Raw genomic sequence first — 13,760 nt, 5'->3', positions numbered from 1 at the left:
CTCCCTTCGATCCTCCACGCGGGGCGGAGGATCGTCATTCGAACGAGGGCGGGACGCGCGCCCCTCCGGCGCGTTCTCTCACCTCGTCCGCGCTTCTAGACACCCCGGCGGGCGAAAGGGAAAATCAGCGCTGCGCGCGGGCCTTCACGGCGAAGAGGCCCGGGCCGTCGCCCTCGCGGAGACCCTCGAAGTTCGCTTCGTACTGGAAGTAACGCGCCCTCGGCACGTCGAGCTGCATGTCCCCGGGCGGGCCCAGCGTGCCCGTTGGATCGACGAACCACCCGTCGCCGCCGCCCGGGCCCACGAACGAGGGATCGCCCTCCGCGCAGGCCGGGTCGCTGCACGTGCGCACCCGCAACGCGAGCCGCGCCCCGCCACGCCGATACATGGCCATGACCTCGTCCGGCTCGAGCGCGCGTTTCCACACGGCGACCTCGTCGTACGTCCCCTCGGCCTGATAGCCACCGTTGAGCAGAGCGCCGAGCGCGAAGTCGCTGCCGGTCAGGAAGATGGGCGTGTGGAACGTGGTCCCGAGCGTCGCCTCGGCGATCCCGTCGACGTAGAGAATGACCTGGCTCTGCGCGTGGCCCTTTTTGACGGCCGCGAGGTGGTGCCAGTTCCCGTCGTTGATCTGGGTCGTGCCGCAGAATGGCACGCCGTCGGACGCGTCGTCGCTGTTCGACTTGAAGGTGCCCGCCGCGCGGCCCTCGGCCGAGCCCGAGCCACAGGCGTTGAATGCGTCCCCGTCCGCGCAGCCGAGCCAGAGGTGCGGGCCGCCGAACCCGGTGTCGACGCCGAGGAAGACCCGGTTGACCACGCAGCTGGAGGAGGTCTTGACCCAGAGCGCCCAGGTGAAATCGCCCTCGTCGAAATCGAAATCGTAATCACCCATGATCGTATCGATCGCGACGTGCGTATTGAGTTTGTCCGCGAGGCCCTGCCCGATCGGACCCTCCTCGAACGAGAGCGTCGTACCCGAGGGCGCGCTCACGACGGCGTTGCTTTTCCCGCCGGACGTATCCATCGCCTCGGCCCCCGAGGTCAGCGCGCCCGTGCCGTCGAGGTGGAGCAAGAGGACGTTCGCGGACATGTCGCTCGACCCCTCCGCATACCCCGTCTCCTTGCCCCGGGAATCCGGCAATGCTTTCAGGTACGGCCCCGCCGGGGTCCACGCGAACGTGGTCCAGTCGACGGCCTCGCCCGCGTCGAAGACACGCGAACGGAACACGCCGTCATACGCCTCCGACTCGAGCCGCAATCGCCCCCCGGCCCACTCCATGTCGGTGAACGACCCGAGCTCGAATTCGCCTTCGAACGCGTCGTCCACGAATTCATACGTTCCGTCCGGCAGCTCGATCGGCCCGCTTCCGCTTCCGCCACCCGACGAGAGCGCGTCGAGATCGACGAGCGCCGAGCAGCCCAGCGTGAGGGAGGCGAGGGGGAAGAACGCCGCGAAAAGGTGCGTCTTCATCAGAAGGCTCCTCGAAGGCTCAAGAATCCGCCGCCGATCGTCGGGGCAAACTCGATCCGGGGCATCGCGCTCTTCTGCTCGTCGCGTGACCCCGACGTGAAATACACGACCGCCGCCGTTCCCAGGAGGACGACCGACGCGGCCGCCGTGATGTCCGCGGCCAGGAATTTCGTGCGAATGGGATCCACCGCCGCGTCCGTGCAGCGCGGCGCGCACGACGCTTCGAGATCCGATTTCGCCGAGAGCCCGAGCAGGCCGATCACGCCTGCCGCGCCGAGCCCGAGGATCCCCACGCCGCCGATCACGATCGGTGCGATCGGCACGCCGCTCCCCTTTTCGGCGGGCTTCTCTTCCGGGGCTTTCGGCTCCTTCTTGAACGACGCCTCGATCCGCACGAGCTTATCGCCCTCGTGCACGATCACCTTGCGGGTCACGGGCTCCGCGCCGTCTCGCTCGAACCGGAGCACGTGCTCGCCGGGATCCATCGGCATGGCCTTGCCGTCGAGCCGCTCGCGCACGAGTTTGTCACCCTCGAACACACGCACGTCGGCCGTCTCGTCGCCCTTCTCGTCGCGCGCCACGAGCACCACGGTCGGCAGGCTCTTCTCGATCTCGGCGAGCCACTCGGTGCAGTCCTTGCGCACGACGCGCGGGCAGTCGTTGTGCGAGCAGACGAGCGCCGCCTCCTGCGCCGACGCGAGCTTGCCTTCCTTGCGCAGCGACTGCGTTTGCTCGTACGAGGCCACGCACTCTTTTTTCGTCGTGGCGGAGGCGGGGGCCGCGAGCGGGATCGTCGCCGCGGCCAGGAAAACAAGGGCTCGGGTCTTCACAAACACTCCGGCTTGATGCGGCGGATGCCCTTCGCGTCGATGGTGTACGGAGGGCTGCAGCCGTCCGCGCGGGGCGCCGTTTTACCGCTCGTCGTCGTCGCGGTCGCCGCGCCCTTCGCCGTCGGGCGTGGCGTCGCCGCCGTCGTCGTCGTCGTCGCGACGGGCGTGCTCGTGGTCGCCGCGCTCGTCTCCGGCGGCGTGGGCGCGACCGTGGGCTCGGGCGGCTTTGCAGGCGTGTTCGCCGTCGTCGCCGTGACCGTCGGCGTGACCGGCTGGATCCCCGTCGCCTGCTCCTCGCGGCCTCGATCGAGCCAGAGCAGGGCCGCGCCTCCGAGCGCGGCGACGAGCACAGCGGCCGCGATCACCACGACCGATCGGGGCAGCGCCACCGCTTGCGGCCGATGGGACACGGCGATCCCCGAGACCTGCGAGGATCGCATCGCCGCCGCCACGCTCCCCGCTTCCACGCTCCCGTCGAGCGAAGACAGCGGCGGCACGTCCGCGTCCGACATCGACGCGTTCTCGATCGCTTGCACCTCGCGCGCGCGCCGCGTGATCCCGTCGGGCGCCACCTGCGCGAGCCACTCGCCGACCTCCCACGCGGGCGCCGGCGGCACGGCGGTTTCGAGCGCCATCGCCATCTCCCGCGCGGTCTGGAAGCGATGGGCTGGATCACGCGACAGCCCTCGCATCACCACCGCTTCGAGCTCGGGCGGCACCTCCACGCCGATCTGCTTCAGCGGCGGGATCTCGTTCATCGTCACCTGCGCGATGATCGCGAGCTCGCTGTCGCCGTTGAACAGCCTGCGCACGGCGAGCATCTCCCAGAGCACGATGGCCGCGGCGAACACGTCGACGCGCCGATCCACGGTGCTCCCGGAGCGGATCTGCTCCGGCGCCATGTACGCGTATTTTCCTTTGAGCTCGCCCTCGCGCGTCACCTGGGCGCGGCCCATCGCCTTCGCCACGCCGAAGTCGAGCACGCGTGTCGTCCCGTCTGCGCCGACGAGCACGTTCTGCGGCGACACGTCGCGGTGCACGATCCCGAGCGGCGCGCCGCGTTCGTCCACGGCCTCGTGCGCGGCGTGCAGCCCGTGCAGCGCGCTCGCCACCACGCCCGACACGATCCGGAGCGGCGGCCGCGATCGTTCGCGCTCCAAGTTTTTGAGCACGCGCGCGAGGCTCTCGCCGTGCACGTAGTCCATCACGAGGAGCAGCTCGCCGCCTTCGAAGATCACGTCGAGGATCGGCACCACGTTCGGGTGCTTGATCCGCGCGGCGAGGCGGGCCTCGTCGAGGAACATCGTCGAGAACTCGGGGTCCTTGGCAAACTGCGGGTGCAGCCGCTTGATCGCGACGGTCCGGGCGAACCCCGACGGCCCGAGCAGGCGCCCGAAATAGACCGTGGCCATGCCTCCCGACGCGATCTCGCCGTAGAGGGCGTACCGACCGACCTTGCGCGCGCCCGCGTGCCCTCCTGTCATGAGGTCGGTGTCACTCTAACAGACCGCGCCCTTTGGCGGCCACATCCTTACCCACCCTTTTTCTGTCGCGCCTTCCAGGCCCAAAACGCCTTCGAGCTCCCGCGGCTCTTCCCCTTCGCCTTCCCGCGCGCCTTCTTCTTCGGCTCCTCGTCGAGCGTGACGAACCGCGTGGGCGCCTCGCCGCCGTGCGTTTGTCCCTCCTCGGTCAGCGACACCCGCTGGAACTCGATCCACTCCCCGCCCTTCTGGAACGAGTCCGACCGCACCTCGCAGAGCCCCGCGCGCACGAGCCCGTTCACGAGGTGCTCGAACGACCGCCTATCGAGCGCGTCGCCGAACGTCTCGCGATGCAGCCGCCCCATCGGCTGCCCGTCCTCCTCGGCGAGCGCGTCCAAAATCTTCTGGATCGCCGCCGTCTCGGCGCGGCTCGGCTCGCGGAACTTCCTCCCGACGCACGCATCGGGCGCGCACACGTCGCACACCCCGCAGGGCCGCCCGTCGTCCTCCTGGTCACCGAAATGCCGCACCAGGTGCAGCATCCTGCACCCGTGCCCTTCGGCGTACCGGGCCATTTTGGCGAGGTCCTCCTGCTTGTGCTTGCGCTGCGCCACGTACTCGCCGAGGAAATCTTCGCGCCCCCGCCGGATCCCCCCATCCGCGTCGATGATCGCGCCGCCGCTGATCCAGAGCTTCTCCAGCACCTTCTCGAACTTCTCGGGATCGGACTCCACCCGCGGCGAGAGCGCCTCCTTCGTCTGCGGCCGCGACCCGAGCGCCCCGAACAGCGCCGAGAGCAGCGCCGGATCGGGATAATCGCGCTCGAAGAAAAACTCGTGCGTCCGCCGGTCCGTGAACGAATGCATCATGATCGCCCGCGAAGGCAAACCATCCCGCCCGGCGCGCCCGATCTCCTGGTAATACGCTTCCACGCTCCCGGGCAGCGCCATATGAACGACGGTCCGCACGTTCGGTTTGTCCACCCCCATTCCGAACGCGATTGTCGCCACCACCACCTCGAGCTCCCCGCCCAGGAACGCCGACTGGATCCGATCCCGCGTCCCCGTCTCCATCCCCGCGTGGTACGCCGCCGCCCCGAGCTCCGAAAGCTCCTTTGCCGTCTCCTCCGCGTGTTTCCGCGTCGGCGCATACACGATCGCCGGCCGCCGCTCCTTCGGCTCCAAAAGCTTCCGCACCGCCTCCACCCTCGCCGCGGGCGAAAGCTCCACCACCTCGATCCCGATATTGGTCCGCCGGAACCCATGAATGAACCGCGACGCCTCCGAGAGCCCGAGCTCCCGCGCGATATCGTCCTGCACCATCGGCGTCGCCGTCGCCGTCAGCGCCACCACCGGCGCCGGCCGGAGCGAAGGCAGCCGCTGCCCCAGCATCCGGTACTCTGGCCTGAAATCATGCCCCCAGTGCGAAATGCAATGCGCCTCGTCCACGGCGACCAGCGTCGGCTTCCGCTTCGCCAGCATCTCGGGAAACCCCGGCACCCTGAGCCGTTCCGGCGCGATAAATAGAAAATCCAGCCGCCCCGCCAAATACTCCGCGCAAGCCGCCCGTGAGCTCAGCCGATCCCGCCCCGAATGAATTCGTTCCGCGGCAAACCCTTGCGCCCGGAGCTTCCCCACCTGATCTTCCATCAAAGCAATGAGGGGACTCACCACGAGCGTCGTCCCCCTTCGTGCAATCCCCGGCAACTGATAACAAAGCGACTTCCCGGCCCCCGTCGGCATCACGAGCAGCACATCCTGCCCCTCGGTCACGGCCCGACAAACCGCCTCTTGATAAGGTCGAAACCCAGAAAAACCAAATCGCTCCCGCAAAATCTCTCCGAGCGTCGCCCCTGCTCGCACCTCTCGCCGCTCCGCCAGCGGTAACTCCGCCTGCCCCTGCAACACCCTCGCTTGTCCTGCCATACCCTTCACCACCCCCGCCGAGGCGAACGCTGCCGCCCCTTTCGGCTCGACCTTCCCCGTCTTCCCCCCCTCCTTCTCCTTCCGAGCCCCCTTGGCCCGAGACGCCCGTGATTCGAGGCCTGCGGGCGGCGTGGCTTTGGAGGGCCGGGGTGGGGGGTCCTGTTGTTTGAGGGCCCGCTTTGCGGGCCCGAGTTCGGGGGGACCGCCCCTTTCACCACGGCATCAAGCGTCTGCGCGGGCTGATTCCGGATCCGAACGGCTGAGCACACGAGCTTTTCGCCCCCGTTTCCATGCGGCGATCCCCGCGCCGAGCGCGCCGATCGCTGCGAAAAGGGCGAGGGCCCGCGGGATCGTCGGGACCAACCGTTCGTCCTTCTTTACCCATGAGGGAGCGGCATACGACGCGCAAATCCCCGCCACGTCATCCGGATCGAGTGCGCGCCTCGGCGCATGCCCCGGCTTGAGCCCCGCGCGCATCACGGCCGAGGTTTGCCCGCTGTGCGCGAGCCCCGCCGCGTGCCCGAGCTCGTGGAGCAGCACCGTCTCCAGATCGAGCGCATCCGCCGGAACATTCTCCGCGTCGCTCCACCGTCGCGTCGCGTCGAGCTCGATCACCACGCGCTGGATGTTCCCGGTGAACTTGTCACTCTCGACATCCGTATGTGCTCCAATCGCCGGGCCGTGACGCCACCCCGAAAGCACGGCCCGCACCTCGATCGGCGCATCCTCCCCCGCGTTCGCTTCGACAAACGAGAACCCGCTCGCCCCGCAAACCACGCGCGACCACGTCGCCATGGCCCGGAGCATCGCCCCCCGGCCCCCGTCGGACAAACCCGGCACGGGTGTGGCAAGACGCACCCGTGCCGGAAGCGAAGTCAAATGAAGGCGCGCGCCGTACTCGGATCGCCCGTGCTCGTAGCCCCAGGCTTCCGGCGTGAACGAAAGGGCCACGAACATCGCGAGGGATACCCGGACAAACACGAGCACGGCGCGCGCCCACATCATGCCGTCACTGGCCGATCGCGTCGGCCGCGTCCGCCTCGGCGACGTCGATGTCCATCGCGCCCGATTCCTCGAGCAGCGCATCGAGCTCCGGGTCCGTATCCTGCCCGTCCGCGCTCACGTTGCCCTGATCCGGCGGCGCTTCCTCCGCGAAACCGGCGCACATTGCGAGGTCGCCCTCGTCGGGGTTCATCGCGTTGTTGTTCGGGTTGTCATCCTTGTACGCCGTGCGGAGGCCGTCCTTGTCCCAGCACTCGTGCGCCGTGCCGAGCAGCTTCGGGTTCGGCCCGAGCGAGGCCACGGCCGCCGCGGCGCGCCCGCCTTCGCCGCCCTTCCACAGGATCCTGAGGCCGATCGCCTCCTGGCCCGGCAGATCCGCGCTCACGTCGCCCACGCCCACGGCCCGGAACCGGCCGCCCACGCCCACGAGCCGCACGAGGTCCGCGCCGTAATTGACCTTTTGCATCTGCGGGTCGTCCCGACGAACCACGTTCACGTAGGCGATACGCCGGCCGCGCTTGTCGCCCTTGTGATTCGCGAACCAGAAATGGACCGACCCGTCCGCGCCCGGGGCATTGTAGAGATCACTCACGTTCGTCAGGTTCACGTGGAACCGACCGCCGCCCGTCTTCGGGCCCTTCTTCACGAAGATGCCCGTGAGCAGCGGCTTCTTCGCGCCGTCCGTGGCCTTGCCCTGCACCAGGTACCGCAGCCGATCCTGCGTCATGCGCACGGCGGAGAACGTAATCTCCACGCCCTGGATCGTCTTCACCCATTGCGCATACGCCCGGCCGTCCGCCGTTACGCCCTTCCTGGCCGGCTCGCCCTGGGCCGCTTCCTTGATGAAGCTCATCACCGCGGCGACGTCGCTGCGCGCCTTGTCGCCCTGCTTCTTGCCCTCGGCGAGCAACGTCGCGGGATCGCCGATCACCTCCGCGGCCGCGGCCGCGTCCGGGTCCTGCGCGAGGAGATCACCGAGGTCGACGATCTCCTCGTCGACGATCGGATCGGTCGAGTTCACGGGCTCGGGCTCGGGATTGCCGCCGCAGCCGGCGAGCGCGAGGGCCGAAGAAAAGACGAGGCTCGAGAGCGTGTAACGAAGCCATTTCATGCCGAGATCTCTCCCTTCGATCCTCCACGCGGGGCGGAGGATCGTCATTCGAACGAGGGCGGGACGCGCGCCCCTCCGGCGCGTTCTCTCACCTCGTCCGCGCTTCTAGACACCCCGGCGGGCGAAAGGGAAAATCAGCGCTGCGCGCGGGCCTTCACGGCGAAGAGGCCCGGGCCGTCGCCCTCGCGGAGACCCTCGAAGTTCGCTTCGTACTGGAAGTAACGCGCCCTCGGCACGTCGAGCTGCATGTCCCCGGGCGGGCCCAGCGTGCCCGTTGGATCGACGAACCACCCGTCGCCGCCGCCCGGGCCCACGAACGAGGGATCGCCCTCCGCGCAGGCCGGGTCGCTGCACGTGCGCACCCGCAACGCGAGCCGCGCCCCGCCACGCCGATACATGGCCATGACCTCGTCCGGCTCGAGCGCGCGTTTCCACACGGCGACCTCGTCGTACGTCCCCTCGGCCTGATAGCCACCGTTGAGCAGAGCGCCGAGCGCGAAGTCGCTGCCGGTCAGGAAGATGGGCGTGTGGAACGTGGTCCCGAGCGTCGCCTCGGCGATCCCGTCGACGTAGAGAATGACCTGGCTCTGCGCGTGGCCCTTTTTGACGGCCGCGAGGTGGTGCCAGTTCCCGTCGTTGATCTGGGTCGTGCCGCAGAATGGCACGCCGTCGGACGCGTCGTCGCTGTTCGACTTGAAGGTGCCCGCCGCGCGGCCCTCGGCCGAGCCCGAGCCACAGGCGTTGAATGCGTCCCCGTCCGCGCAGCCGAGCCAGAGGTGCGGGCCGCCGAACCCGGTGTCGACGCCGAGGAAGACCCGGTTGACCACGCAGCTGGAGGAGGTCTTGACCCAGAGCGCCCAGGTGAAATCGCCCTCGTCGAAATCGAAATCGTAATCACCCATGATCGTATCGATCGCGACGTGCGTATTGAGTTTGTCCGCGAGGCCCTGCCCGATCGGACCCTCCTCGAACGAGAGCGTCGTACCCGAGGGCGCGCTCACGACGGCGTTGCTTTTCCCGCCGGACGTATCCATCGCCTCGGCCCCCGAGGTCAGCGCGCCCGTGCCGTCGAGGTGGAGCAAGAGGACGTTCGCGGACATGTCGCTCGACCCCTCCGCATACCCCGTCTCCTTGCCCCGGGAATCCGGCAATGCTTTCAGGTACGGCCCCGCCGGGGTCCACGCGAACGTGGTCCAGTCGACGGCCTCGCCCGCGTCGAAGACACGCGAACGGAACACGCCGTCATACGCCTCCGACTCGAGCCGCAATCGCCCCCCGGCCCACTCCATGTCGGTGAACGACCCGAGCTCGAATTCGCCTTCGAACGCGTCGTCCACGAATTCATACGTTCCGTCCGGCAGCTCGATCGGCCCGCTTCCGCTTCCGCCACCCGACGAGAGCGCGTCGAGATCGACGAGCGCCGAGCAGCCCAGCGTGAGGGAGGCGAGGGGGAAGAACGCCGCGAAAAGGTGCGTCTTCATCAGAAGGCTCCTCGAAGGCTCAAGAATCCGCCGCCGATCGTCGGGGCAAACTCGATCCGGGGCATCGCGCTCTTCTGCTCGTCGCGTGACCCCGACGTGAAATACACGACCGCCGCCGTTCCCAGGAGGACGACCGACGCGGCCGCCGTGATGTCCGCGGCCAGGAATTTCGTGCGAATGGGATCCACCGCCGCGTCCGTGCAGCGCGGCGCGCACGACGCTTCGAGATCCGATTTCGCCGAGAGCCCGAGCAGGCCGATCACGCCTGCCGCGCCGAGCCCGAGGATCCCCACGCCGCCGATCACGATCGGTGCGATCGGCACGCCGCTCCCCTTTTCGGCGGGCTTCTCTTCCGGGGCTTTCGGCTCCTTCTTGAACGACGCCTCGATCCGCACGAGCTTATCGCCCTCGTGCACGATCACCTTGCGGGTCACGGGCTCCGCGCCGTCTCGCTCGAACCGGAGCACGTGCTCGCCGGGATCCATCGGCATGGCCTTGCCGTCGAGCCGCTCGCGCACGAGTTTGTCACCCTCGAACACACGCACGTCGGCCGTCTCGTCGCCCTTCTCGTCGCGCGCCACGAGCACCACGGTCGGCAGGCTCTTCTCGATCTCGGCGAGCCACTCGGTGCAGTCCTTGCGCACGACGCGCGGGCAGTCGTTGTGCGAGCAGACGAGCGCCGCCTCCTGCGCCGACGCGAGCTTGCCTTCCTTGCGCAGCGACTGCGTTTGCTCGTACGAGGCCACGCACTCTTTTTTCGTCGTGGCGGAGGCGGGGGCCGCGAGCGGGATCGTCGCCGCGGCCAGGAAAACAAGGGCTCGGGTCTTCACAAACACTCCGGCTTGATGCGGCGGATGCCCTTCGCGTCGATGGTGTACGGAGGGCTGCAGCCGTCCGCGCGGGGCGCCGTTTTACCGCTCGTCGTCGTCGCGGTCGCCGCGCCCTTCGCCGTCGGGCGTGGCGTCGCCGCCGTCGTCGTCGTCGTCGCGACGGGCGTGCTCGTGGTCGCCGCGCTCGTCTCCGGCGGCGTGGGCGCGACCGTGGGCTCGGGCGGCTTTGCAGGCGTGTTCGCCGTCGTCGCCGTGACCGTCGGCGTGACCGGCTGGATCCCCGTCGCCTGCTCCTCGCGGCCTCGATCGAGCCAGAGCAGGGCCGCGCCTCCGAGCGCGGCGACGAGCACAGCGGCCGCGATCACCACGACCGATCGGGGCAGCGCCACCGCTTGCGGCCGATGGGACACGGCGATCCCCGAGACCTGCGAGGATCGCATCGCCGCCGCCACGCTCCCCGCTTCCACGCTCCCGTCGAGCGAAGACAGCGGCGGCACGTCCGCGTCCGACATCGACGCGTTCTCGATCGCTTGCACCTCGCGCGCGCGCCGCGTGATCCCGTCGGGCGCCACCTGCGCGAGCCACTCGCCGACCTCCCACGCGGGCGCCGGCGGCACGGCGGTTTCGAGCGCCATCGCCATCTCCCGCGCGGTCTGGAAGCGATGGGCTGGATCACGCGACAGCCCTCGCATCACCACCGCTTCGAGCTCGGGCGGCACCTCCACGCCGATCTGCTTCAGCGGCGGGATCTCGTTCATCGTCACCTGCGCGATGATCGCGAGCTCGCTGTCGCCGTTGAACAGCCTGCGCACGGCGAGCATCTCCCAGAGCACGATGGCCGCGGCGAACACGTCGACGCGCCGATCCACGGTGCTCCCGGAGCGGATCTGCTCCGGCGCCATGTACGCGTATTTTCCTTTGAGCTCGCCCTCGCGCGTCACCTGGGCGCGGCCCATCGCCTTCGCCACGCCGAAGTCGAGCACGCGTGTCGTCCCGTCTGCGCCGACGAGCACGTTCTGCGGCGACACGTCGCGGTGCACGATCCCGAGCGGCGCGCCGCGTTCGTCCACGGCCTCGTGCGCGGCGTGCAGCCCGTGCAGCGCGCTCGCCACCACGCCCGACACGATCCGGAGCGGCGGCCGCGATCGTTCGCGCTCCAAGTTTTTGAGCACGCGCGCGAGGCTCTCGCCGTGCACGTAGTCCATCACGAGGAGCAGCTCGCCGCCTTCGAAGATCACGTCGAGGATCGGCACCACGTTCGGGTGCTTGATCCGCGCGGCGAGGCGGGCCTCGTCGAGGAACATCGTCGAGAACTCGGGGTCCTTGGCAAACTGCGGGTGCAGCCGCTTGATCGCGACGGTCCGGGCGAACCCCGACGGCCCGAGCAGGCGCCCGAAATAGACCGTGGCCATGCCTCCCGACGCGATCTCGCCGTAGAGGGCGTACCGACCGACCTTGCGCGCGCCCGCGTGCCCTCCTGTCATGAGGTCGGTGTCACTCTAACAGACCGCGCCCTTTGGCGGCCACATCCTTACCCACCCTTTTTCTGTCGCGCCTTCCAGGCCCAAAACGCCTTCGAGCTCCCGCGGCTCTTCCCCTTCGCCTTCCCGCGCGCCTTCTTCTTCGGCTCCTCGTCGAGCGTGACGAACCGCGTGGGCGCCTCGCCGCCGTGCGTTTGTCCCTCCTCGGTCAGCGACACCCGCTGGAACTCGATCCACTCCCCGCCCTTCTGGAACGAGTCCGACCGCACCTCGCAGAGCCCCGCGCGCACGAGCCCGTTCACGAGGTGCTCGAACGACCGCCTATCGAGCGCGTCGCCGAACGTCTCGCGATGCAGCCGCCCCATCGGCTGCCCGTCCTCCTCGGCGAGCGCGTCCAAAATCTTCTGGATCGCCGCCGTCTCGGCGCGGCTCGGCTCGCGGAACTTCCTCCCGACGCACGCATCGGGCGCGCACACGTCGCACACCCCGCAGGGCCGCCCGTCGTCCTCCTGGTCACCGAAATGCCGCACCAGGTGCAGCATCCTGCACCCGTGCCCTTCGGCGTACCGGGCCATTTTGGCGAGGTCCTCCTGCTTGTGCTTGCGCTGCGCCACGTACTCGCCGAGGAAATCTTCGCGCCCCCGCCGGATCCCCCCATCCGCGTCGATGATCGCGCCGCCGCTGATCCAGAGCTTCTCCAGCACCTTCTCGAACTTCTCGGGATCGGACTCCACCCGCGGCGAGAGCGCCTCCTTCGTCTGCGGCCGCGACCCGAGCGCCCCGAACAGCGCCGAGAGCAGCGCCGGATCGGGATAATCGCGCTCGAAGAAAAACTCGTGCGTCCGCCGGTCCGTGAACGAATGCATCATGATCGCCCGCGAAGGCAAACCATCCCGCCCGGCGCGCCCGATCTCCTGGTAATACGCTTCCACGCTCCCGGGCAGCGCCATATGAACGACGGTCCGCACGTTCGGTTTGTCCACCCCCATTCCGAACGCGATTGTCGCCACCACCACCTCGAGCTCCCCGCCCAGGAACGCCGACTGGATCCGATCCCGCGTCCCCGTCTCCATCCCCGCGTGGTACGCCGCCGCCCCGAGCTCCGAAAGCTCCTTTGCCGTCTCCTCCGCGTGTTTCCGCGTCGGCGCATACACGATCGCCGGCCGCCGCTCCTTCGGCTCCAAAAGCTTCCGCACCGCCTCCACCCTCGCCGCGGGCGAAAGCTCCACCACCTCGATCCCGATATTGGTCCGCCGGAACCCATGAATGAACCGCGACGCCTCCGAGAGCCCGAGCTCCCGCGCGATATCGTCCTGCACCATCGGCGTCGCCGTCGCCGTCAGCGCCACCACCGGCGCCGGCCGGAGCGAAGGCAGCCGCTGCCCCAGCATCCGGTACTCTGGCCTGAAATCATGCCCCCAGTGCGAAATGCAATGCGCCTCGTCCACGGCGACCAGCGTCGGCTTCCGCTTCGCCAGCATCTCGGGAAACCCCGGCACCCTGAGCCGTTCCGGCGCGATAAATAGAAAATCCAGCCGCCCCGCCAAATACTCCGCGCAAGCCGCCCGTGAGCTCAGCCGATCCCGCCCCGAATGAATTCGTTCCGCGGCAAACCCTTGCGCCCGGAGCTTCCCCACCTGATCTTCCATCAAAGCAATGAGGGGACTCACCACGAGCGTCGTCCCCCTTCGTGCAATCCCCGGCAACTGATAACAAAGCGACTTCCCGGCCCCCGTCGGCATCACGAGCAGCACATCCTGCCCCTCGGTCACGGCCCGACAAACCGCCTCTTGATAAGGTCGAAACCCAGAAAAACCAAATCGCTCCCGCAAAATCTCTCCGAGCGTCGCCCCTGCTCGCACCTCTCGCCGCTCCGCCAGCGGTAACTCCGCCTGCCCCTGCAACACCCTCGCTTGTCCTGCCATACCCTTCACCACCCCCGCCGAGGCGAACGCTGCCGCCCCTTTCGGCTCGACCTTCCCCGTCTTCCCCCCCTCCTTCTCCTTCCGAGCCCCCTTGGCCCGAGACGCCCGTGATTCGAGGCCTGCGGGCGGCGTGGCTTTGGAGGGCCGGGGTGGGGGGTCCTGTTGTTTGAGGGCCCGCTTTGCGGGCCCGAGTTCGGGGGGACCGCCCCGGCCCTCCAAAGCC

10 protein-coding genes are annotated in these 13,760 nt (G+C 68.8%); all 10 read right to left on the bottom strand.

Annotation, left to right across the window (positions count from 1 at the left end; translation table 11 throughout):
- Positions 1 to 124 precede the first annotated feature (124 nt).
- Entirely contained in the window at positions 125 to 1,471 is a 1,347-nt protein-coding gene (locus tag KEG38_RS19220) for a LamG domain-containing protein (protein ID WP_272421161.1), read from the bottom strand.
- Positions 1,471 to 2,301, bottom strand: a complete 831-nt coding sequence (locus tag KEG38_RS19215; RefSeq protein WP_272421160.1) for a hypothetical protein — start codon at positions 2,299 to 2,301, stop codon at positions 1,471 to 1,473. The genes KEG38_RS19220 and KEG38_RS19215 overlap by 1 nt, the downstream gene beginning before the upstream one ends.
- The gene (locus KEG38_RS19210) at positions 2,298 to 3,785 is read right to left on the bottom strand and encodes a serine/threonine-protein kinase (protein WP_272421159.1); all 1,488 of its coding nucleotides are present in this window, start codon (positions 3,783 to 3,785) and stop codon (positions 2,298 to 2,300) included. Before KEG38_RS19210 ends, KEG38_RS19215 begins: the two co-directional genes overlap by 4 nt.
- A gap of 47 nt (positions 3,786 to 3,832) precedes the next feature.
- On the bottom strand, positions 3,833 to 5,707 hold the full coding sequence (locus KEG38_RS19205) for a RecQ family ATP-dependent DNA helicase (protein ID WP_276073241.1): 1,875 nt from the start codon (positions 5,705 to 5,707) through the stop codon (positions 3,833 to 3,835).
- Positions 5,708 to 5,929: 222 nt separating this feature from the next.
- Positions 5,930 to 6,712, bottom strand: a complete 783-nt coding sequence (locus KEG38_RS19200) for a matrixin family metalloprotease (RefSeq protein ID WP_272421163.1) — start codon at positions 6,710 to 6,712, stop codon at positions 5,930 to 5,932.
- A 4-nt stretch (positions 6,713 to 6,716) separates the two neighbouring features.
- Positions 6,717 to 7,820, bottom strand: a complete 1,104-nt coding sequence (locus KEG38_RS19195; protein WP_272421162.1) for a hypothetical protein — start codon at positions 7,818 to 7,820, stop codon at positions 6,717 to 6,719.
- 134 nt (positions 7,821 to 7,954) lie between these two features.
- Positions 7,955 to 9,301, bottom strand: a complete 1,347-nt coding sequence (locus tag KEG38_RS19190) for a LamG domain-containing protein (protein ID WP_272421161.1) — start codon at positions 9,299 to 9,301, stop codon at positions 7,955 to 7,957.
- On the bottom strand, positions 9,301 to 10,131 hold the full coding sequence (locus KEG38_RS19185) for a hypothetical protein (RefSeq protein ID WP_272421160.1): 831 nt from the start codon (positions 10,129 to 10,131) through the stop codon (positions 9,301 to 9,303). Before KEG38_RS19185 ends, KEG38_RS19190 begins: the two co-directional genes overlap by 1 nt.
- Positions 10,128 to 11,615, bottom strand: a complete 1,488-nt coding sequence (locus KEG38_RS19180) for a serine/threonine-protein kinase (RefSeq protein ID WP_272421159.1) — start codon at positions 11,613 to 11,615, stop codon at positions 10,128 to 10,130. The genes KEG38_RS19185 and KEG38_RS19180 overlap by 4 nt, the downstream gene beginning before the upstream one ends.
- Positions 11,616 to 11,662: 47 nt before the next feature.
- On the bottom strand, positions 11,663 to 13,537 hold the full coding sequence (locus KEG38_RS19175; RefSeq protein ID WP_276073241.1) for a RecQ family ATP-dependent DNA helicase: 1,875 nt from the start codon (positions 13,535 to 13,537) through the stop codon (positions 11,663 to 11,665).
- Positions 13,538 to 13,760 lie beyond the last annotated feature (223 nt).

Origin of the sequence: Polyangium jinanense (assembly GCF_028435265.1) — a bacterium.
Classification (GTDB): domain Bacteria; phylum Myxococcota_A; class Polyangia; order Polyangiales; family Polyangiaceae; genus Polyangium; species Polyangium jinanense.
The sequence above is the reverse complement of the archived record's forward strand: the minus strand, read 5'-3'. Positions and strand labels throughout refer to the sequence as shown.

Excerpts from the sequence above, each read along its gene's own strand:
- KEG38_RS19220 (WP_272421161.1), bottom strand. The coding sequence starts at position 1,471 with ATGAAGACGCACCTTTTCGCGGCGTTCTTCCCCCTCGCCTCCCTCACG.
- KEG38_RS19210 (WP_272421159.1), bottom strand. The coding sequence starts at position 3,785 with ATGACAGGAGGGCACGCGGGCGCGCGCAAGGTCGGTCGGTACGCCCTC.
- KEG38_RS19205 (WP_276073241.1), bottom strand. The coding sequence starts at position 5,707 with ATGGCAGGACAAGCGAGGGTGTTGCAGGGGCAGGCGGAGTTACCGCTG.
- KEG38_RS19200 (WP_272421163.1), bottom strand. The coding sequence starts at position 6,712 with ATGATGTGGGCGCGCGCCGTGCTCGTGTTTGTCCGGGTATCCCTCGCG.
- KEG38_RS19195 (WP_272421162.1), bottom strand. The coding sequence starts at position 7,820 with ATGAAATGGCTTCGTTACACGCTCTCGAGCCTCGTCTTTTCTTCGGCC.
- KEG38_RS19190 (WP_272421161.1), bottom strand. The coding sequence starts at position 9,301 with ATGAAGACGCACCTTTTCGCGGCGTTCTTCCCCCTCGCCTCCCTCACG.
- KEG38_RS19180 (WP_272421159.1), bottom strand. The coding sequence starts at position 11,615 with ATGACAGGAGGGCACGCGGGCGCGCGCAAGGTCGGTCGGTACGCCCTC.
- KEG38_RS19175 (WP_276073241.1), bottom strand. The coding sequence starts at position 13,537 with ATGGCAGGACAAGCGAGGGTGTTGCAGGGGCAGGCGGAGTTACCGCTG.